Genomic DNA, 20757 nt, shown 5'->3' on the forward strand with positions numbered 1-20757 from the left:
AAAAGATGTTAAAAATGTGATGTCAAGTCATGTTTTTGATTAGGAAGAAAGGAGGTGTCATGGCCTCCTTTCGTGTTTTTATCCATTCATAAAAGCTTCTCTTGAATTTCCACTTAGAAGTGTATAAATCGCTTTAAACTTATTTTCATGAAAAAATCCCAGTCGATAATCATCCTGCTTTTAGTATTTATTTACGCAAATGTCGGTTTTGCACAGACTTATTTCCCTCCTAAGAATACCTGGGAATCAAGAACACCAGAGTCAATGGGAGTGAATGCAACGACCTTGTCTGAAGCCGTGGCCTATGCGGAAGCAAATGAGTATTCAGGTTCGAAGGATTCCCGAGTCGCTTCGTTGATCGGTTTTAGGTCGGAGCCGTTTCACGAGATTTTAGGTCCAATGAGAGAAAGAGGTGGCCCTGCTGGCGTAATTCTTAAGGGAGGTTATATAATAGCACAGTGGGGTGATGTGGATCGCGTAGATATGACGCATAGTGTTACTAAAAGTTATTTGTCAACCACGGCTGGGCTTGCCATCGACAAGGGGTTGATTAGAAATGTAATGGACAAGGCTGGTGATTATGTTTGGGATGGTACGTTTGATGGAGAACATAACAGTAAGGTTACCTGGCATACTTTACTAAATCAGTCTTCGGCATGGTCAGGCGAACTTTTTGGGTTGCAGGATTGGGCCGATCGCCCTCCAAGAAGCGGTGGTTTGGATGATTGGAGGTTCAAAAAACCTGTTGAGCCAGGAACTGTCATGGAGTATAATGACGTGAGAGTGAATGTTTTGGCCTATTCGTTATTACATGTTTGGCGAAAGCCATTGCCTCAAGTCCTTAAAGAGCATATTATGGATCCAATCGGTGCCTCAACCACTTGGAGATGGTATGGTTATGATAATTCTTGGGTTAACGTAGATGGGGTTAAAATGCAATCAGTCACGGGAGGAGGACACTCTGGAGGAGGCGTTTTTATTAGTGCCATGGACCATGCCCGATTTGGCTTGCTTTTTCTTAATGATGGTAACTGGAATGGCAAACAATTGATTTCGAAAGAATGGGTTGAAAAAGTTCAAGTTTCCTCCGAAGCAAACCAGAGCTATGGTTACTTATGGTGGTTAAATAAAGGCAGAAGAAAGTGGAAAGACGTAGAAGATGAGTCCATCTATTATGCTGCAGGGTTTGGAGGTAATTTTATTGTGGTTGATAAGAAGAACGATCTCGTAATTGTTACCCGATGGCTTGAGCCCAATAAGATAGGAGAGATGGTAAAGCGTGTGAGAGCGGCAATGTAAAGGCCTACTTTCTTTGGTTCATTTTTAGGGGCTCGAGTAAATGGCCTAGTCCATTCAATTTTATTTCATAAATGGTAGAAATCTGCATGCCGAGCTTTCCAGAAGGGAAACCCTTTCCCGCAAACCATTCAAGGTAAGATATAGGGAGATCGCAAAGCGTTCTCCCTTTGTATTTTCCAAAAGGCATTTTTACAACTACCAGTTCTTTTAGAATTTGTCCGTTTGCTTTCGCTTCCATTCAAGTCAAAAATAGAAATCTTGATGAAGCTATTCTAATCTAAGTTGGTGAACAGGGTTTTCTCGGTTTAGAAATTTTCTAAAGTCAGCGACTTGGTTTTTGTGAATTGCCGTGAAAGGGTTGTGATATAGGTAGTTAGTGAATTGTCGATTTTTAGAATCCTTTCGATTTACCTATTTTCATTTGTCAAAAATTTTTTAAGCTATGCCAAAAACCAATATTCAACGATCAAAGCAGATCAATGCACCTGTCGAAAAAGTTTTCCCTTTACTGAATGATTTTAACCACTGGCCTGCATGGTCGCCTTGGTTAATTATGGAACCTGGTGTTTCTGTTACAGTTCGAGAAGACGCAAAGTATTACAAATGGAAAGGTAATCGGACGGGGCAGGGTAATATGACGATCACGGGTGAAGTGCCCAATGAGTCGATTGACTATGATCTAGAATTCTTGACACCATGGAAATCTCAAGCAAAAGTGAGGTTTGAACTTAAGCCTAACGCCGACGGATGTGAGGTGACTTGGTACATGTTTGGTAGCCTACCTTTTTTCATGTTTTGGATGAAAAAGATGATGGAGGCGTTTGTAGGTATGGATTATGAAAGAGGGCTTAACCTCTTAAAAGAATATGCTGAAGATGGTGCGGTTAAGTCTAAACTTGAATTTAAGGGTGAGACTAGTTTTGAAGGGACACATTATGTTGGTGTGAACTCTACTTGTAATATGGATCGTATTGGTGAGCAAATGGCAAATGACTTTGGTAAGCTTCATGGCTTTATGCAGGGGAATGAAGGTGTGACATTTGGCAATGCATTTTGTATTTATCATAAATGGGATATGGTAAAAGGCCAAGTGAATTACACTGCGTGTATTGGAACAGATGGCGCCGTGAGTACATCGAATGGATTAACTACTGGACAAGTGCCAGCATCAAAGATGTATGTACTGCGGCATGTTGGACCTTATGAGCACCTTGGTAATGCATGGAGTACGCTTGAGTCAATGAAGAGAGCCAAAGAGTTTAAACACGCTAAGGGGATACATCCTTTTGAGGTTTATGTGAATGATCCACAAGAAGTATCACCAGAAGATTTAATAACAGATGTCTATTTTGCTATAAAATAATCAAGTTAAATTATAATTTGAGAACACCCTATTATACCTATAAATATAGGTGTAATGGGGTGTTTTTACGTTTAAAATCTATAAATATGGGTGTAGTTGATTTGAATTTACGATATAATACCCCTACATTTAGGTGTTAGGGTTGATTTGTGAGTTTAAAACCTAAAAATATAGGTATGAATTGGAAAAGAATGACGGACCAAGCAATTATAGAAGTGCTTGGAGAAAGGGTTAAACAGCAAAGGATAAATAAGCGGTATACACAAAAAGAACTGGCAGAAATTGCTGGAGTAAATACTAATACCATCCAGAATATAGAATATGGGCGTTCTGTAAGTCTTAGCATCTTTATTCAGGTGTTAAGGGCGTTAAAGTTATTAGATCAGCTTGACTCATTTCTCCCAGACCAAGGCCCCAGCCCAATGATGGTGATGGAAGAACAGGCTCAATATCAAAAAAGGGTACGTAAACCGAAGAAATAATAATGGCTGTTATCAGGGTGAAAATATGGGATGAACTGGTAGGAGCGGTTCTTTGGGACGAACGTCGACAGGCGGCTTCTTTCGAGTTTGCATCATCTTTCGTAAGCAAAGGTATCGACTTGGCACCTTTAACCATGCCATTAGGGGATTTACAACGGGGAGAACGGCTTTTTTCATTCCCAAACTTGAATCCTAATACTTATAGTGGATTACCCGGCTTGTTATCTGATTCATTGCCCGATGCTTTTGGAAATCAAGTAATTCGTTCTTGGCTGAGTTCCTACAGAAGGTCAGCTGAATCCATTAACCCCATTGAAAAATTGAGCTATGTTGGTGTACGCGGCATGGGTGCTTTAGAGTTTGAACCTTCAAGTACTCCTTTTGGTAAGCAAACGCGAGATATAGCAGTAGAGTCTTTACTCACGCTGACTAACAAGGTGCTAGATGACAGGCAGTCTTTAAACCTTAACCTGAGCAAGGATGAGGAAAAAGCCATGAAAGACTTAATTAGAGTTGGTACATCTGCCGGTGGTCAGCGTCCCAAAGCGATTATTGGGCTCAATGAAAAGACTCACAAGATTAAATCTGGGCAGTTTCTTTTACCAAAAGACTTTTCCTACTACATCTTAAAGTTTGACGGAGTGGATGCTGGTGGATTAGGTGATCCGGTTGGTTATGGTAGAATTGAAATGGCTTATTATTTAATGGCCAAAGCCTGTGGTATAGAAATGATGCCCAGTAGATTATTAGAAGAAAATGGTCGAGCTCATTTTATGACTAAACGTTTTGACCGTGGGCGTACTGGAGAAAAGGTTCACATGCAGACGCTATGCGCAATGGCACATTATGATTTTATGCAACCAGCGGCGTATGGCTATGAAGATGCAATGGCCGATATGCGTGAATTGGGCTTGCCTTATCATGATTTTGAGCAACAATACATCAGGATGCTATTTAACGTGATTGCTCGTAATCAAGATGATCACACCAAGAATATAGCTTTCTTGCTTGAAAAAGGAGGGGAATGGAGGCTATCGCCAGCCTATGACGTGAATTGGGCATTCAACCCTAACGGACAATGGACAAGTTCGCATCAAATGACTATTAAAGGAAAACGCTCTAATTTTTCACAAAGTGATTTAATCGAATTTGGTAAGGAACAGTCCATCAAGAATCCTGAGGAACATCTGGACAGGGTGAAAAACATTGTTGGCAATTGGTCTGATTATGCAAAAGAGACGGGCGTTTCTAATGATAGAATCAGCGCCATTGGTAAAACTCACAGACTTAACCTCTAATAAATGTTTAACAGCCAATTAATCCTTAAAAATTGGCTTCTTGAATCTTACCGATCAATTGGAAAAGTGTCAGTTCAGCGAGTTTTGCATCATATCTGGCTTGAATTAGACTAATACGTGCATTGAGTAAGTTGCTTTGTGCGGTTCTGAAATCAATTGATGTCACTCTTCCCAATTTGAATTGTTCCTTTGTTCTTTCGAAGTTTAATTCATTCGTTTTGAGATTATTCATTTGAGCTCGGACATTAAAAGCTCGATTTTCATAATCTGCCCACGCATTTTCAAAATTTAGGCTGATTTGCTCGGTGGTTTGAGCTAATAAAAGTTCTTGTGAATCTCTACTGACTCTAGTATTTCTAATGGCTGTTTGTGACGCACCACCGTCAAACAAATTCCATGATAAATTTGCACCATAAGACACGCCTCTAGTGGTACTTGAAATTAAGAATGAAGCAGGGTTATTGTTTCCCAATCGGTAGTTATAAGATCCATTTAAACTTAGAGTAGGTAAGAATCGCGCTTTATTAATTTGCTCGTCGTATTCAGAAATAAGTATTCCCGAACGCGCTAAGGCCAATTGAACATTGCCCGTTTTCAATGCTTCTTCTAAAGTTTCTCTCTGCAAATTATTTTGGAATAGCAGGGTAGTGTCTACATCATAGTCATCATCAATACTATTGGCTAGGACTAAGTTTAGATTTCGCTTAGCGTTGCCTAGGGTTTGTACTGCATTCAAATAATTGATGCTATCATTATTAATATCAACTTCTGCGTTTGACACGTCCAGTCGCGTACTTCGACCATATTCAAAGCCATAATTAGTCCTTACAAGCCGTTCTTTTGATATTTCTAATGTTTCTTTCAGGCTTTCTACTTGTAATTGGTTTCTGGCTACATCGTAGTAAGCATTGAATAGGTTGAATAGGGTGGTCTCAAGTGTTGCCTTTGCATTTAATTGCGCAATATTGAGGTTTTCTTTGTTACGCTCGAGGTTATATTTCCTATTAAAACCATCAAAAAGGACGTAGTTCAAGTTTAGATTTGCGGTTCTATTGTCCGATTTTGCTCCGTTGATATCTGTTGGATCGCCGCTTCTAAATACTGCGCTAATGCTTTCGCTGTTGTAGGTTATTCCTGCAGTACCATTTAATGTTGGCAAGTAACCTGTATTGAGAATACTCGTATTGTTCTCGGCAATTTTGATGTCGTTTTCCGATAAACGAATGTCAAAATTATTCTCCATGACCAGTCGTATGGCCTCAGCTTTTGATAAAGGATTCTGAGCGCTTAACTGGAGACTAAAGCCTAAGCTTAGGCAAAAAATAATCAAGCTCTTCTTAGTCATGAACTTCAGTTTTTAATTCAATAATTGCTCTTTCCACTTGCTCTTTCGGGACTTTCTGACCACTTACAAGCCATTTCGTACCTACTTTGAGGTTGTTAGCCAATGATAAGTAGATTGGTAGAATCACAAGCGTTAAAACTGTGGCTACTCCAATGCCATAGGCAATAGAAATTGCCATTGGAATTAGAAATTGCGCTTGTCTACTGGTTTCAAAAATTAGCGGTGCTAGTCCAGCGATCGTCGTTAGTGATGTTAAGAAAATTGCTCTAAAACGAGATTTAGATGCTTCGTAAAGTGCTACATCGAATGACATACCATCTTTTAGGTAGCTATTAAACTTCCCGATCAGAACCAATCCATCATTAACCATAATTCCGATGAGTGCTATAATACCCAACCATGATAATATGTTAATCGGGAAACCATGGATATAGTGGCCCCAAACAACCCCAATTAAACTTAATGGAATGAGTAGGAGGAGTAATAATGGCTGATCGTATGATCTGAAAGTAAAGGCAATGGTCATATAAATGAGGATGATGACCACAGGTACCACCGTATTAACCGAAGCTAACAATTTGTTTTGTTCTCTTTTTTGCCCATCAAAAAGTGCTGATACAGAAGGGTATTGTGACAAGATAGCTGGCATGACATTTTCCTTAATGTCAGCAAGAATATCTGGGGCACTTTCTGATGGATCGGAAAGGTCAGCTAGTATTTGAACCTCTCTTCTTCCATTCAAATGGTTGATCGAAATTTCGCCTCTTTCTATACTATAGTTAGCGATTTCGGCAAATGGTACTCTTGTGCCATCTGGTGTGGCAATCTTCATTTCATCGAGTCTTGTCAAACTCGATCTATTTTCTGCATCATATCGAACCCAAACACGAATTTCGTCTTGTCCTCTCTGAAATCTTTGTGCTTGAAAACCAAAGAATCCATTACGAACCTGAGACATTACGTCTTGCGTATTTAAACCCAATAGATATGCTTTTTCTTTCAGTACAATGTTGATTTCCTTTATGCCCAAGGGATCATTATCTGTAATATCCTTGAGTAAGGCATTGTTTTGCATTGCTGTTTTTAGCTCCGCCTTTGCTGACTTTAGTTCTTGAATGTTGCTCCCCAGAAGGGAGATTGAGATTGGGCTTCCTCCGAAATTTCGACCACCACCATAAGTTAGTGCTTCTACGCCATAAACAGGCCCCATCGATTTTCTAATAGCATTACCAATATCCGTTGAAGGAAAGTCTCTTAACTCGCCTGGGAGTAAATTGATGCTCAAGGAACCATTTCCTGTCCCGGGGCCGAGTCTTTTGATTACATTTTGAATTACTTGCCTATTATCAGTCTGGCGAGCGGTGAAATCTTCGTTTACTTCCCAAGTTTTTTCTTCAATTACCGTTAGGATTGAATCCGTGATATCCACACTAGTACCTTCTGGCATCTTGAGCGTAATGCTGACTTGATCACTGGCAATTTGAGGGAAGAAGGTTGTTCTTACCATACCACCTCCAATGGCACCAATGGTTAGTATTAAGATGGAAAAGGCAACCGCTAAAGTGAGGAACCTATTATTGAGTGCAAAACGCAGAAATCTAGCGTAAATACGATCTCTTAATACACTAATAATTCTATCGCCAAACTTGTTGACTTCTCTGAGTTTGCTAAAAACACGATTTAATCCACCTACTTTTTTCTCTGGGTTTTCTTTCGTTAGAGCTCTCGAATGGGCGATGTGAGCGGGCAATATGATCAATGCTTCTACAAGAGAAACTGACAGGGTTAGAATTACTACGATGGAAACTTCACCAAAGAACTCTCCAATTCTACCATCTAGGAATAAGAATGTACTAAACGCTAACAGCGTCGTCAGAATGGCCGATACGATCGGAGGAACAACTTCCATTGTGCCATCGATGGCGGCTTGAACTCTATTTTTTCCTTTTTCGTAATGCTGATAAATGTTTTCGGCAATAACGATTCCGTCATCAACAAGAATACCAATGACGATGATCATGCCAAATAATGACAGGATATTGATGGTCACCGACATGCCTGGCGCGAATATGAACATACCTAAAAAGGCTACAGGTATACCGATGGCTACCCAGAATGCAAGTCGCGTATTTAGGAATAGGGATAAGAATATTAGAACGAGTGCTACACCCATTCCTGCGTTTTCAATTAACAACCAAGTTCTTTGCGAAAGACTTATAGAAGTGTCGTTTACAATGTCTAGCCTTGCATTAGTGTATCGTTGGTTGAATTCTTCTGCATAGTTTCTAACGTTTTCGGCGGTAGATAATAGGTCTTCATCATTAGTATTACTTATGCTAATGTTTACTGAAACATCGCCATTGAAGAAACTTGCATTGGGACTTTCTGCAAATCGATCGCGTACATCTGCGATGTCTCTTAGTCGAATCACATTACCCGATGGATCGGCACGGACGATCAAAAAATCAAGCTCATTCGCTAAATAGGAGCGGGTATTTGCCCTGATAAGATACTCTTCGATGTCTGTTTTAATGTTACCACCAGAAACCAAAATATTCTCTCTTGCCACTGTTTGAGCCACCTCTTGGAAAGTCAAATTATAAGCAAGCAAGTCTTTTTCACGTACGGCAATTTCGATCTCTTCAGCAGGGTAACCAGTGATGGCTACTTGTGAGATTCCTTCTATACCTCTTAGGTCATTTTCTATTTCTCTTGCAATTGCTTTGAGGGTAATCAGCGGGATATTATCACCGCTCAGCGCAAATGAAACGGTCGGCCTAACACTGACTGTCTTGTTGACTACTAACGGTTCCATTCCACTTGGGTAGGACGGTACACGATCAACGGCATTCTTGACTTCTTGTACCATCAGATCGATATCTTGACCTTTTTCTATTTCAACCGATATCGTTCCAGCGTTTTCATTGCTCACAGATGTCACTCTGTCTATCCCAACAACGCCTTTTAAGTTGTCTTCAATTTTTAATACGATCCCTTCCTCGACTTCCAAAGGGGAGGCACCTGGGTAGGTAATGGATACATTGATGATCTTCGATTCATTCAAAGGAAAGAAAGAAGATTTCATTTTTAGTACACCGAAAATCCCGAAAGCGATGATGGCAAACATCAGAATGTTTACTGCCACGGAATACTTGATAAAGTAGGAAATAAGCTTTCTCATGGTTTATTTTTCTACGCTACTAGCTCCTGGTGCAATCTTAACTAACATACCGTCATAAGCTCCAGGTAATGGTCGGCTAATGATTTGAGTACCATCTTCTAGGCCTTTGACAATAGCTGTTTTGTCAGTGAAATAGACAGCGTTTACGGCCTTGGTCGTAATTTTACCGTCTTCTACAGCAAAAATCTCAGTTTCATTGTTGAGTAAGTTCCTTGGTATCTCTAGGGCGTCCTTTTCCGATCTTGCTGCAATATTTGCTTCTAGGTACATACCTTCTATAAGGCCATTTCCTTGCACCCCGATAAATACCTTAACAGTTTGGGTACTTTGGTCAAGTCTACCGTTAACTCTTCTTACAACTCCTTGCCATTCGTTAGTCCCACTCAGATCACTAAGCGCTACTCTTTTGCCTACTCTAAGTATATCGATGTACTCTTGATTTACATCTACCTCGAGTTCAAAATCATTGAGAGAAACAAATTCGCCTAACTTTTGACCAGACCTGATCAGTGTACCTGGATTTACAAGGGATTCCGTGAGGATACCGCTAAATGGCGCCGAAATCTGGTATTTACGATAGCGCTCCTCTAAATTCTTGATATTATAATAAGTGGTGACTATCTGTCGGCCATTTACAAAATACTTTTCCTTGTCATTAACTGGTTCTGGTAGTTCTTCCAAGTCCTCATTCAAATCAAAGTTTTGAAGGTATGTTTCCCAGTTTTGGAATGATTCAGGGTAATCAAACTTCAAATCAGGCATCATACCCGTGATGATATCATATAAGGTAGATCGTTGCGCTAATAGGCTTGTGTAGAACTCTCGACTATCGATATCTAGCAGTACTTGATCCTTTTGGTAAGTCTGTCCCGCTTTGAAGGGGAGTTCAGCTTCTTTGAAAATACCTTGGACCTCTGAAAAAAGCTCAATTTTCCGCGAGGCAACCAAGTTGCCACTTGCTTTTACCACTATTGGGACTTCAGTATTTAAAACGGATTGAGTGAAAACGGTTTTAACAGTTTTGGGGACCTCTCGAACCACCCTTTTATTATTATCGATAAGTGTTTTAGCTACATAGCCGGCACCTACTAAAAAAATGAGCCCTAAAACGACTCCAATAATCTTTCTTACCATGGTTTGTTGCTTCGCTGAAATGTACAATGCATTTCCTGCATAAAATGTTCAGCGATTTGCTGTTTTTTAGTTGAATCTTACATGAATGGGAGGCGAAAAAGCCCAAAAGGTTTAAGCCAAAAATCAATAAAGATTTAAGTGGCATTATTACGGTAAGAAAGGTCTATTCCTTCTTTTTAACCGTTTTTTCTCATGACTGTGATTTTATAAATGAGTTCATCTTTTACTTCATAGATAACTACCAACTCTATAAGATCTTGGCTCCCCATTCGCCCGGTAATGAGCTCATGATCTATGACCTGATGACCAAGCACAATTCTGTTTTTGAGTACGGAGTTTAGTTTAGGTGATTTTTCGAAAAGGTTGGTATATAACTCCCTTACTTCCTTTTCGCCTTGCGCTAAAAGTTTACCATCCGAAAAATTGAATAACGCTACGTTTTTATCCATCACCGACATGAACCGATCAATGTCTCTAGCATTGTAAGTATCGAGTTGCTTCTGAACAACCTGTTCCGGAGTTTGCGCTTGGTGAAACGACATGAGTATTAAAAGTTTAAGCAAAGTCATGCTTTATAAAGGAGGAATGGTCGTCAATTGTTCAAAATGAATGAATGGTTCAAGATTTTCAATTCTGACGATGATCTAAACTCTTTTTTTATTACCTTTTGCGGATTCAGAATCTAGGATTTACTTAGGTTCATTTTTAAAGTGTAGAAAAACAATAGATGGAGAAAAAGGGAAGACCAGCCACTAAACCGCCTACCTTAAAAGAGGGGTTTTATTTAGATGTAAGAAGTAAAGGTTCTAGCTCTGGAGTTAAAATCAGAAGAGATACCAAAGCTGATATGGAATTTGCTATCCGTCAGTACGAAAGAAGCAAGACTGTTACTTACTTAGGTGAAGTGCGCGCAGGAAGATGGGTAGATGGAAAAAATGCAGGTAAAAAGACCTAATAGAATTTAAGTTACTTAGCCTTTCAAAAGATTTTTGATCGTGCGCATATAGGTTTGTCCTATCGGGATAAACTTGCCAACAATATTGATTTTATTTCCTTCAATGGCATTAATGTGATTTTTTGCCACAATGTAAGACTTGTGTGTCCGCAAAAATGTCGTTGAAGGAAGTGTTTTTTCCAAATCTGAAATTTTCTCTGGAGTAATTAATAACTCATTTTTCAGGTAGACTTTGCAATAGTTACCGTAAGCTTCTACGTAGAGGATATCATCCAGCCATACTTGCCTAAATCTTCTATCTTCTTTCAAGTAAATGCTTTCGTTTACTGCATTGTTCGCCGGCATAGGTGGTGCCGAAGTTTGAGTCAATGTTAGCTTATTGATGGCCTTAATGAATCGTTCTAAGGAAAATGGCTTGAGTAAATAGTCTACAACTTCCAACTCATAACCTTCTAAGGCAAACTCTTGATAGGCCGTTGTCACAATTACTCTTGGTCGTTTAGAAAGCGTCTTAAGCATTTCAAAACCAGATAATTGAGGCATGTTTATATCTAAAAATATCAAATCAACAGCGGTACTATTTAGCGCACTAATCGCCTCCATGGCATTGTAGCAATTCCCCAATTTCATAAGTATAGAAAGGTGATCTGCATAACCCTCTATGATTCTATGCGCTATCGGTTCATCGTCAATTATTAAGTAGTTAATCATGCGATAGATAGTTTTAATTCAACCCGGAATACGTTTTCTGCTTGATGAATTTCAATAGAATGCCGTTTGGGGTAGGTGAGCCTCAATCGTTCTTTCAAGTTAGAAAGTCCAATGCCATGTTTTTCATGGTTTTGCTCAGGTAGATAGTTGTTTTCTATGGAAAAGTATACCTCATTCGGACTTGTTTTAAATTTGATCTTTATAAAGGCATCGTCTGTCAAACTTTCGACCCCATGTTTAAATGCATTTTCTAGTAAATTGATAAACAGAAGTGGTGCTACCTGAGCTTCTTCATCATAAATGTCTTCCTCTAATTGAATATGCACCCGCTTTTTATATCTAATCTTATGAATCTCTATGTATTGATTTAAGTGATTGATTTCCTCTTTGATCGATACACTTTCCTTAGCTCCTTCGTAAATATTGTAGCGCATTACTTCTGAAAGCTTAAGAATGATTGGTCCAGTATCTTCTGATTTTTCGATAGCCAATCCATAAAGGTTATTGAGTGTGTTAAAGAAGAAATGAGGATCCATCTTTGTTTTCAATAACTCTAACTGCGCTTCGCTATGGGCGTTTTTTAAGCTTTTATAAGCTTTCCACCGGTTGAAAACGAATTCTGTGATAATATACAGTAAGGTCAAAATAAAGACTACTTGAGCCATCCTGAACTGATCTTCATAAGTTGAATCTCGATCCAGTTCATACAAAGGTTTCAAGTTGATCATAGCCAACACAGAACCGATGAGTATGATGGCAACAATGATCTGTTTCGTATACCTTTTTGCCCAACTAACCATCTCACCAATTTACCATTTACCTATCTCTGGTACAATCGAGAATTACCAATACCGAGGTAAAGATGACGTACGCTTAAAATTCAATGATGAACTGGAGATAAAAGTGGGATTTGACGTTTCGTCATAGGGTTGATCGTCTTTGACACTAATCGATTTGTGTAGTGATCCCTTTGAATAGGTTTGGTGATTATTCACTAAAAATTCAAACATGTCAATTTCTCGATTTAGTAAAATTTTGTTCATTTTAATTCTGTCAGCATACCTTCCAATCCAAGCGCAAGATCAGTCGGATTTTGAAGCATTGATTGAAATGCTAAAAGAGGATGTGCCTAAACAAATGGCTTCTAAAAATGTGCCTGGAATGGCCATGGCGGTATTTGATAAGGGTCAAGTTGTCTTTCAAAGTGGTTTTGGTTTCGCAGATATCTCAAAACAATCAACTATCAATGAAAATACGGGTTTTAATATTGGATCAATATCTAAAATGTTCACGGCTTGGGGTGTGATGCACTTAGTAGAAAGAGGTAAAGTCGATCTGGATAAACCAGTAGAAACCTATCTGAAGAGCTGGAAGATCCCTTCCTCTGAGTTCGATAACAAAAAGATTACTGTCAGAGCATTATTAAGTCATACGGCAGGTTTATCGGTTCACGGATACGGTGGTTATAGTCCTGATGAAGAATTGCCAAGTCTGGTAGCATCACTTAATGGCGACCGAAGAGCAGACGAAAGGGTAGAGGTTATTCTTGAACCACTCACTCAATTTAAATACTCTGGTGGTGGATATTCGATTTTACAGCTGATGATTGAAGATGTTTCCGAGTTACCCTTTGAAAAATACATGGAACGCCAGATTTTCAAACCACTTAAAATGACAAACACGACGTTCAAAATCACCAAAAAAGTACTGAAATCATCCGCTAAGCCTTATGACGAAGCGGGGAATGAAATCTATCTTGAGCGATTCACGGCAAAGGCTGCGGCGGGATTGCAAACTAATCTGCAAGACCTTATCAAATTTGCTAAGGCAACCTTCAATGGTTCGCAGGTTTTATCAAAGGACGTTTTATCTAAAATGCAAAAGCCTCTTGCTGTTACTAAAGGGCGCTATGGCTTGGGATACATGACCTATCCAATGGGGCCAGTCCAGATGGTTGGTCACGCAGGTTCAAACGATGGTTGGGAGTCTGCTTTTTTGTTTGATTTCACCGAAAACAGCGGGCTAATTATGTTAACTAATGGGTCTTTAGGCAAAGATGTAGCTATCAATACCATGCGTAAATGGGTAATGTGGAAACAAAAAGCTAGGCGCTGATTTCGCTTAGTTTAATATGTACTGCCTTTAAGGATTGCTTGCCGATGACTTCTGCTTTGTGACCGTGAATTTCATTATTGAAGTTGATCGCTTTATCCAGAAAATCCTCTGCGATGAACATGTCACCTGAAACAAAGTCTTTTTGCGCGCCATCATTTAGCGTGATTCTCAACGTTCCTTGTTGAATTATAATCAACGTGGGATCACCTGCGACATGGAATTCGGTTTTATACCCAGGTAGGCTTGATCGGAGTCTAAAATTCAGGGCATTGATTCGGTCTGTTAACCACATGCCACCTTTTTCATCTGTTGGGAAGTGGCGTTGGTCAAAATATGATTTACCCTTGCCATCATTAGAAATGGTGGTGAGGGTGATCGTTTTATCCATAGAATTATCTTGCTATGAGAACATCGTTAATCCAAATAGGTCTTGTACCACTTAGTGATCTGTTTACCCCATTAATTGAATATGAGTAAAAAGGTAGATCATGGTTGACAGTCGTATACTGCCCAAGAGTAATGATATCTTGTCCATCAAACACTAATTCATCTATTCGGTAATATTGAATTGCAAGGTCATTTTCAAGAACAACCTTATCACTTCCTTTATAATAAAAGGCTTCATAATCTCCATTTGAATTAATTTTCCACCCTGTGAAAACTCTCTCATTGTTAACGACACGAATTTTTGAGATTCCAATCCTCCGGTATGCATCATCTTTCACAATTGTTTCTAATTCGCCATCTATCCAAATAGCCATGTATTCTTTTTCTGTTTCACGGTCATAAACAGAACCTCCTATATAGGTGATGCCATTATCAATGGAAATAGATGTGGCTGACCCTCCTTCAAAATCGCCTAAAGGAAGTTCCCTGACGGTGTTGTCTTCCCAAACGACGGGTATTATGAACATTTCGGTATTTTGATAAGAGCCAACAGCAATTAATTCATCACCGTGAAGTGTAGCTTCCGATAACTCATGAACGTATTCAGCTTTGATCGTTGCTAATTCAGATTTCACACCATTTTTCCAATAAACAGGCTTCGCTGGCGAATGATCGTTGATTAGCTCAAGCCCAACTATATAGAGATCATCATTTGCTTCAAAAGCGTCGGAGGGATAAGTAGTAAATTCTGTGTTGATATCTGAAATTGTTCCATCTTCCGTCCAGACTTGAAACGCTCCAAAATACCCGTTGTCTTGTTGAATTGTTTTATGCCAAACAATGGTCAGTTGGCCTTGAACTATATCAATACTGATAGGGATAGCCCTGTCAGTATTAGGGATAATTGTTTGGACGCCGTTGCTCCAGTAAGCAACTTGATTAGTTTGGTTTTCTTCGTCATAAACTATTCCTAAGACATATAGCGAATCAGTGGGAACGGTGTCATCAGGTGTACAGCTTAAAAGAATCAAGCCTAAAAAGCCCAAAAAATAACTCGAGTATTTCTTCATGATTAAAAAGTAACAAATATATCTAGGAATAGCAATAATATGTGTTTAGATGATGAAGGGATATCCCGCTCAAACTAACGTTTGGAAAGTATGGTGGTGTGGACTTTACTGAAAATGAGTTCAACCCATTCTCTATACATCTTTCTTGAGGGATGAAAATTATCATCTGCGAGTAGCGATTCATCATTTACTACTTCTCTTGATATTGGGGTTATATCGAAGAATTCGACGCCTTGCAAGAGACAGTTTTTCTTGATCGATTCATTATATAAGTCGATTTCAGCACTAATTCTATCTCCACCAAGGTATTGACCAAAATCAGTTTTACCATAATCGGGAATAGACAGCACAATGACGCGCTCAGGATCACTTCCAGCATAACTGATGGCTTTGGCTAACATCCCTGCAAATTCAACATCGAAATCCTCTACTGTTTGACCCTGAACTTGATTGTTTACACCGATTAATAATGAGACTAGATCGTAATTGCTACCAATACTTAAATCATTTTCTAGTGAGTCTCTCAATTGGTCGGTTCGCCAACCAGTTTTGGCGATAATTCTCGGGGGGATTGAGCTGATGTCCATAACTCTTAAGGAATCAATTAATTGTATAGGCCAAGTTTCAGACGAATTCACACTTTCACCAATAGTATACGAATCGCCAAGCGCTAAATAGGAAATGGGAGGTGTTGGTATTTCTTTATTGCTACAGGAGCATAGCCCCAGTGTCACTATTAGCAATAAGCCGATTTTGCAAAAAGAATTCACTGGTGTTAAGATCGATTGTTGAGTAGAATTGTTTCTTATATACCATTAATGGTATGAACTCGGACTAGCTTAAGGTTTTATTCACCAGTTTCATTTTCAAGGCTTGAGCCATTTTGTCCCCAACAATCACCATAGATCGAACAATATTTCAATGTGAGGTTGAAGTATCCGATTTGCTCGAAAAACAGATTCCTATCATAAACCGTCATTTGAAAAATGGTCTTTTTCTCGCCCGGTGCGTATACGGATTCTGTTTTCTTACTTACGCCAAATTTCGTAAGCGTGTATTTGTCATTCCCCATGACACTATCCATATGAGCCAGTAAGGCGTTAAAAGTATTGTAAGGCTGTTCGTTAATTTTCAAGTCTATGCTATTAACAATGGCGGGTCCAACTCCTTTATTTTCAGCGATCCAACTGATGACCAGGCTATCGGCTTGATAATCTAGGCTATTTTCCAAGGCAACATATGGCCATACTGAGCCTTTTTGTTGTTCTACCATCACTCTTTGTTGATCGGCCATAATCTCTTGCTGATCGGCCATGATTTTGGCTTCGATAATGCCAATACCCAAAGCGGCAATACTCATTACTAAAGCAAGGGCCGAGGCAATATCTGATTTGCTGAATCTATTCTTGTTTTGATCACTCATTGGTTCTAATTAAGCTACTCAAGCTAAGCATATTCAATTAAAACTTGACCTCAAAAAAGATAAATAGACTTAAATCAGTTGACTAGCCAATAACTAAATGCAAAAGCTGAAAAAATGCGATACCAGCGGCAAGGATTGTGATGGCTAATAATGTATTTTTTGTTTCTATGATTACAGTTTTCATAACGTTGATGTTTTGTTTCTATAACAATACCTTCAACGTGTATTTACCCAACCCCCTAGGTTGAAATAGTTACTGAATGCCTATTCTGAAAAAGAAACTGTTATCGGCTATATCAACGTTTTGGGAGCTTCCATTAAGCCAATATTTAGCCGTTCTATCAGTAGTAAAAAGTCCGCTGCTCTCGTGACCGATCAGGTGGACGTTCCCATTAGTTACTTCAATATCACTGACACTTGTAGACCGATTTGAGTCAATTTCAAGCATTATGATACTTCCATTTTTGTAATAATATGATCGTGAATGATCGCTGGTTTCATAATTTCCCGAGAAGTAAATGTCTCCATTATCAATTGACAAGCGGTTTGCACTGGCTCTTTGAAAGTCTTGCTGATCCCTACCTGCAGCTGGGTAAAGGTTGGCTTCTCCATTTACCCAGAGAATATGCATTTGCTGATTATTCTGACTATCGTAACCATCTCCCAATATGTATACGTTGCCGTCGTATAATGTCATATCACGAATATAAATATCGACTAGTTGATTTGTTTCCAGTTCTTCCAGCTCACCATTAAACCAGTAATATGGAGTTCTTGGCATACTTCCAGAAGATGATTCGCTAACCCCGACTACATGAACAGTCCCATTACTGACGACCATTTCAATTAAACTTGCACCATCATTTGGGGCGGGTAAATCCGTTCTCACTCCATTTTTCCAATAAACGGGGGTACGAATTTGTCCGTTGGAGATTCTTCCTTGAATATAAATATCATTTCCATCGAAATAAATGCCATTGGCTGTAGCATTTGTTGGACTTTCTATATCGTTGAATTGTCCATTCCAGTAGGTTATTGTCGTTGAACCGTTTATGAATCGCTGCCCCACTGCATAGAATTGTGAGTTTCTAACGCCCATATTCAGTGCGGTAAAGTTTTCATCAGCCATTGAAATCAAGCGCTTGTTACCGTTTAACCAATAATAATTATCGGCAAAGTTTGTGGAAACAAGGTCTCCTCCGAGTATGAATATGTTGCCTTCTGCGGGAGTCGTATCGCTTTCTTCACACGCCGTGAACAGGAAGAAAACTAGCGAAGTGATTAAGAGAATTGTGCGTTTCATACACTTAAACTAACAATTTTCAGCGAAAATCATAAATAATGCGCCTGAGCAACTAGTTAATTCTTACCATCTCCATTAGAGTTGTTTACGTATTTGTCCTTTAAATCAATCATCGTTTTTTCTACGGATTCTTGGTAAGAGAACTTTTTGGTGAATCGATATTCTTGAAGTCTGTCGACGATAAAAGGCAAATATTTAAAGCTTCTATTCTTAGTGTAATTTTCTTGAATAGCGCTACTTCTTGCTAAGTCTCCTTGCACCTTAGGTATAATTACTTCTCCAGCTCGTACAAAATGCTCATACAGGCAAGATAGCCAATTGCTATATCCTTGTGGTTGCATGGCCGACTGAATAGGGGCAAATAATGTCTGTGTTTGGGCTATTAGATTTTCGTTTTTTGCGACCACATCATTGACAAAAGGATGCCCAAATTCATGAATCGTCAAACTTTCGAAACGGTCGTTGTTGAAAATGTAATTGGGTTCCAAAGGTGCCAATACAAAGGTCGCTTTTGTTCCTTCGATATTTTTTAAACCGAAGGCTGAACCAGTCCATAGCATAAGGCTAGGTATGATTTCGTATGCTTGGAATTCTTGGCCATAGAATGACTCCATTTCTGCCATTATCTTGTCAGATGGACTCATTTTGATTAAATCTAATCTTACTTTTTTTCTTTCTTGGGACAGACTTTCCCAGATTTTATGAAAGTTCGTCTCTTGAGCAAGTTGATTAGCCAGACCTATGAGCTTTTCAACCTTTTTTTGATCGTCTGGTGCATTTAATTGGTACTTTTTGAGCAGCCCCGATGGCACATTTAGTGAACCTGTTGACGGCAAATCTTGGAGTCGATACATGAGTTCAATTAAAAAGCTATACTCTAAAGTCTGAGCCACCTCAAACATCTGGAATAAGGCTTTGTTTTTGCCATCTTCTGGATAAGCATTGATTTTTTTAGTAATGTTATTGGATGGGTCGTTTTCAGCTGGATCGCCCAAATGAACGATATAGGCAAATAAATCAATGTTCTTGCTAAAACGAACTTGTACTTTCTGGCTATTACCCTGAAACGCAAGGATCAAAGAGAAAAAGATGGTCAAGAGCGATCTCATAACGATGATTATTAGTGATAGTCAAAGTTCAGATTCTTGATGCATTCTTGATAGAATGGCCTTAGCCCCAGTTTACATTAATCATCGTTTTAAAGACGGCGAACAAAAGGCTTTGAGAAAGCCGATATCAGTCTTTGTTTCTCATTGTCAGATAATCATCATTAGCGATAATATTTCTCAGGTCTATATTCTCATTGAGTAAATGCTTATTAAAGAAATTCAGTAAGAACTTATTTACAGTATAGGTTGCTTTTTCAGGTGCCAAACTTCCAGCTTCATTTAATTGGGGTAGTCTCACCATGTACGGGATGTCACTGAAATTACTATGTCCTGTGTTTTCTAGTTTCAAGTTGTAAAAAGTGCTTCCCAAACTGGCTTCGAAGATGAAAGGGTTTACGTCAGGTATTGCATTGGTTAAACTCGAACTGATCAAAGCGCCAGGTTTATTGAGTGGATTGTTCATTAGGCTTCCCCATTGTGAACCATCTAGGTTGACGGCCGCTTTTATGCGTTCATCAAATATTGCGGCTTCCATAGCGGCTGCACCGCCAATAGAATGGCCATAAGTGGCTAATTGATTCAAGTTTAGTTTCCCTGCCAAAGGGAAAGAAGTGTTTGAATTGAGTGCTGGAAGCTCGTCAATCAAATTGGTAATGTCCATAGCCCAACGCTTTACTATATCAGCGCCGTAGTTATTCACAATGATTTGTGTTGCTTCTCGAGCAGTCTGATCATCTGGCGCGTTTTGAAACGTTTCCATCGCTTCTGCAACTTCGTCATTCCAATTCCAGCTGTTAGCGTTATGAAACGCATGATCAAAGTATACCTTGCGGCCATCAGGGTATTCAATTCCCATGGTTTCGTACGGTGTAATCAAATTGAAGACTACAAAACCATGGCTTACTAATTCCTCTATTACACTTAAATACCCTGATGCAGGCGTATAGAATCCAGGCGAAAATATGAGAACAGGAAATTCGCCCTTGGCAGGTTCTGCATTTATTTGATGGTTTGTTGAAACTTTGTCCAAATAAGAAAAGGCGCCAGCAGGAAGACCGTATTTGAGGGCAAAACCTTCTCGTTCTACTGCTGGTAAGTATTTCCCATTGGTCGCATCTGTTACTTTGGTGGGATACCATAAATTGATCATTAATTCCCTTTTGTCGGTAGCATTATCCGTGATCGTTTCAGGCCTATTATCAACCTTGATATATAGTTCCGAGCGTCCGACTTGGTATGGTCCGGAGCTTTCTGGCAACGAGAAAACAGGTAGAGTGGTACTAAGTATGACAGAAGCTGCCGTTCCAATGAGAGCAAAGAAGGTTCCAACGACACGCCAAACGATTTTCGTTTTTACGTTTCTCAGATAAATAATGATCAGTATGATCTCAACCAAGTAGATGAAAGCCATCTGCCAACGGCCTTCGCCAAGTATGAAATGAAAAGCCAGTAGGCCTAAGCCAATAAAGGCGAAAACTTGTTTGTCTTTTTTCTTAATGAAAAGTAGAATCAATTGAATAGACACAAAAAGTGCCAATGCTGCTTCGATCAGTTGCATGTGATATAGGTTCTAGTTGATGAA

General features: G+C 39.2%; 20 protein-coding genes. 6 read left to right on the top strand and 14 right to left on the bottom strand.

From position 1 onward, the window contains the following. Positions 1-147: 147 nt before the first annotated feature. Entirely contained in the window at positions 148-1299 is a 1152-nt protein-coding gene (locus tag BFP71_RS12955; RefSeq protein ID WP_069835888.1) for a serine hydrolase domain-containing protein, read from the top strand. 4 nt (positions 1300-1303) lie between these two features. Here the strand turns inward: BFP71_RS12955 and BFP71_RS12960 are convergent, their stop codons facing one another. Next, positions 1304-1537 carry a DUF3820 family protein gene (locus BFP71_RS12960; RefSeq protein ID WP_069835889.1) on the bottom strand — a complete coding sequence of 78 codons (234 nt, stop codon included), beginning with the start codon at positions 1535-1537 and terminating at the stop codon, positions 1304-1306. Positions 1538-1741: 204 nt separating this feature from the next. Between BFP71_RS12960 and BFP71_RS12965 the strand changes: the two genes are divergently transcribed. From BFP71_RS12965 to BFP71_RS12975, 3 genes are all read left to right on the top strand, one after another. After that, positions 1742-2662 carry an SRPBCC family protein gene (locus tag BFP71_RS12965; protein WP_069835890.1) on the top strand — a complete coding sequence of 307 codons (921 nt, stop codon included), beginning with the start codon at positions 1742-1744 and terminating at the stop codon, positions 2660-2662. 176 nt (positions 2663-2838) lie between these two features. Continuing rightward, the gene (locus BFP71_RS12970; protein WP_069835891.1) at positions 2839-3144 is read left to right on the top strand and encodes a helix-turn-helix domain-containing protein; all 306 of its coding nucleotides are present in this window, start codon (positions 2839-2841) and stop codon (positions 3142-3144) included. 2 nt (positions 3145-3146) lie between these two features. Continuing rightward, positions 3147-4442 carry a type II toxin-antitoxin system HipA family toxin gene (locus BFP71_RS12975; RefSeq protein ID WP_069835892.1) on the top strand — a complete coding sequence of 432 codons (1296 nt, stop codon included), beginning with the start codon at positions 3147-3149 and terminating at the stop codon, positions 4440-4442. Positions 4443-4467: 25 nt separating this feature from the next. Here BFP71_RS12975 and BFP71_RS12980 read toward each other — a convergent pair whose 3' ends face one another. The 4 genes from BFP71_RS12980 to BFP71_RS12995 form a co-directional block, all read right to left on the bottom strand. Continuing rightward, positions 4468-5787, bottom strand: coding sequence for a TolC family protein (locus tag BFP71_RS12980; protein WP_069835893.1), 1320 nt, complete (start codon positions 5785-5787; stop codon positions 4468-4470). Then, the gene (locus BFP71_RS12985) at positions 5780-8968 is read right to left on the bottom strand and encodes an efflux RND transporter permease subunit (protein WP_069835894.1); all 3189 of its coding nucleotides are present in this window, start codon (positions 8966-8968) and stop codon (positions 5780-5782) included. The genes BFP71_RS12980 and BFP71_RS12985 overlap by 8 nt, the downstream gene beginning before the upstream one ends. A 3-nt stretch (positions 8969-8971) precedes the next feature. After that, positions 8972-10102, bottom strand: coding sequence for an efflux RND transporter periplasmic adaptor subunit (locus BFP71_RS12990; RefSeq protein ID WP_069835895.1), 1131 nt, complete (start codon positions 10100-10102; stop codon positions 8972-8974). Positions 10103-10278: 176 nt separating this feature from the next. Further along, positions 10279-10671 carry a nuclear transport factor 2 family protein gene (locus tag BFP71_RS12995; protein WP_069835896.1) on the bottom strand — a complete coding sequence of 131 codons (393 nt, stop codon included), beginning with the start codon at positions 10669-10671 and terminating at the stop codon, positions 10279-10281. A 158-nt stretch (positions 10672-10829) separates the two neighbouring features. On the opposite strand from BFP71_RS12995, the gene BFP71_RS13000 reads away from it, so the two are divergent. Further along, positions 10830-11057, top strand: a complete 228-nt coding sequence (locus BFP71_RS13000) for a hypothetical protein (RefSeq protein ID WP_069835897.1) — start codon at positions 10830-10832, stop codon at positions 11055-11057. Positions 11058-11072: 15 nt separating this feature from the next. Here the strand turns inward: BFP71_RS13000 and BFP71_RS13005 are convergent, their stop codons facing one another. After that, positions 11073-11768 carry a LytR/AlgR family response regulator transcription factor gene (locus BFP71_RS13005; protein ID WP_069835898.1) on the bottom strand — a complete coding sequence of 232 codons (696 nt, stop codon included), beginning with the start codon at positions 11766-11768 and terminating at the stop codon, positions 11073-11075. Continuing rightward, a complete protein-coding gene (locus BFP71_RS13010; RefSeq protein ID WP_069835899.1) occupies positions 11765-12568 on the bottom strand; it encodes a sensor histidine kinase in 804 nt (267 codons plus the stop codon). The genes BFP71_RS13005 and BFP71_RS13010 overlap by 4 nt, the downstream gene beginning before the upstream one ends. Before the next feature lie 235 nt (positions 12569-12803). Here BFP71_RS13010 and BFP71_RS13015 point away from each other — a divergent pair, with 235 nt between their 5' ends. Beyond that, positions 12804-13883 (top strand): serine hydrolase domain-containing protein, encoded by a 1080-nt coding sequence (locus BFP71_RS13015; protein WP_176723363.1) that lies wholly within the window; start codon positions 12804-12806, stop codon positions 13881-13883. On the opposite strand, the gene BFP71_RS13020 is transcribed toward BFP71_RS13015, so the two are convergent. The 7 genes from BFP71_RS13020 to BFP71_RS13050 all read right to left on the bottom strand — a co-directional run bounded on the left by BFP71_RS13020 (position 13873) and on the right by BFP71_RS13050 (position 20733). After that, a complete protein-coding gene (locus tag BFP71_RS13020) occupies positions 13873-14271 on the bottom strand; it encodes a cupin domain-containing protein (protein WP_069835901.1) in 399 nt (132 codons plus the stop codon). The genes BFP71_RS13015 and BFP71_RS13020 overlap by 11 nt on opposite strands. 4 nt (positions 14272-14275) lie before the next feature. Next, positions 14276-15340 carry a hypothetical protein gene (locus BFP71_RS13025; protein WP_069835902.1) on the bottom strand — a complete coding sequence of 355 codons (1065 nt, stop codon included), beginning with the start codon at positions 15338-15340 and terminating at the stop codon, positions 14276-14278. Positions 15341-15414: 74 nt separating this feature from the next. Next, positions 15415-16110: an SGNH/GDSL hydrolase family protein gene (locus BFP71_RS13030; RefSeq protein ID WP_317040717.1), complete on the bottom strand. Its 696-nt coding sequence runs from the start codon at positions 16108-16110 to the stop codon at positions 15415-15417. A 77-nt stretch (positions 16111-16187) separates the two neighbouring features. Beyond that, positions 16188-16763 carry a hypothetical protein gene (locus tag BFP71_RS13035; protein WP_069835903.1) on the bottom strand — a complete coding sequence of 192 codons (576 nt, stop codon included), beginning with the start codon at positions 16761-16763 and terminating at the stop codon, positions 16188-16190. A gap of 253 nt (positions 16764-17016) precedes the next feature. After that, entirely contained in the window at positions 17017-18066 is a 1050-nt protein-coding gene (locus BFP71_RS13040; protein ID WP_069835904.1) for a hypothetical protein, read from the bottom strand. A gap of 56 nt (positions 18067-18122) precedes the next feature. Further along, positions 18123-19175, bottom strand: a complete 1053-nt coding sequence (locus tag BFP71_RS13045) for a DUF4932 domain-containing protein (RefSeq protein WP_069835905.1) — start codon at positions 19173-19175, stop codon at positions 18123-18125. Between the two features lie 127 nt (positions 19176-19302). Next, positions 19303-20733, bottom strand: coding sequence for an alpha/beta hydrolase family protein (locus BFP71_RS13050; protein WP_069835906.1), 1431 nt, complete (start codon positions 20731-20733; stop codon positions 19303-19305). Positions 20734-20757 lie beyond the last annotated feature (24 nt).

Source organism: Roseivirga misakiensis (genome assembly GCF_001747105.1).
GTDB lineage: Bacteria > Bacteroidota > Bacteroidia > Cytophagales > Cyclobacteriaceae > Roseivirga > Roseivirga misakiensis.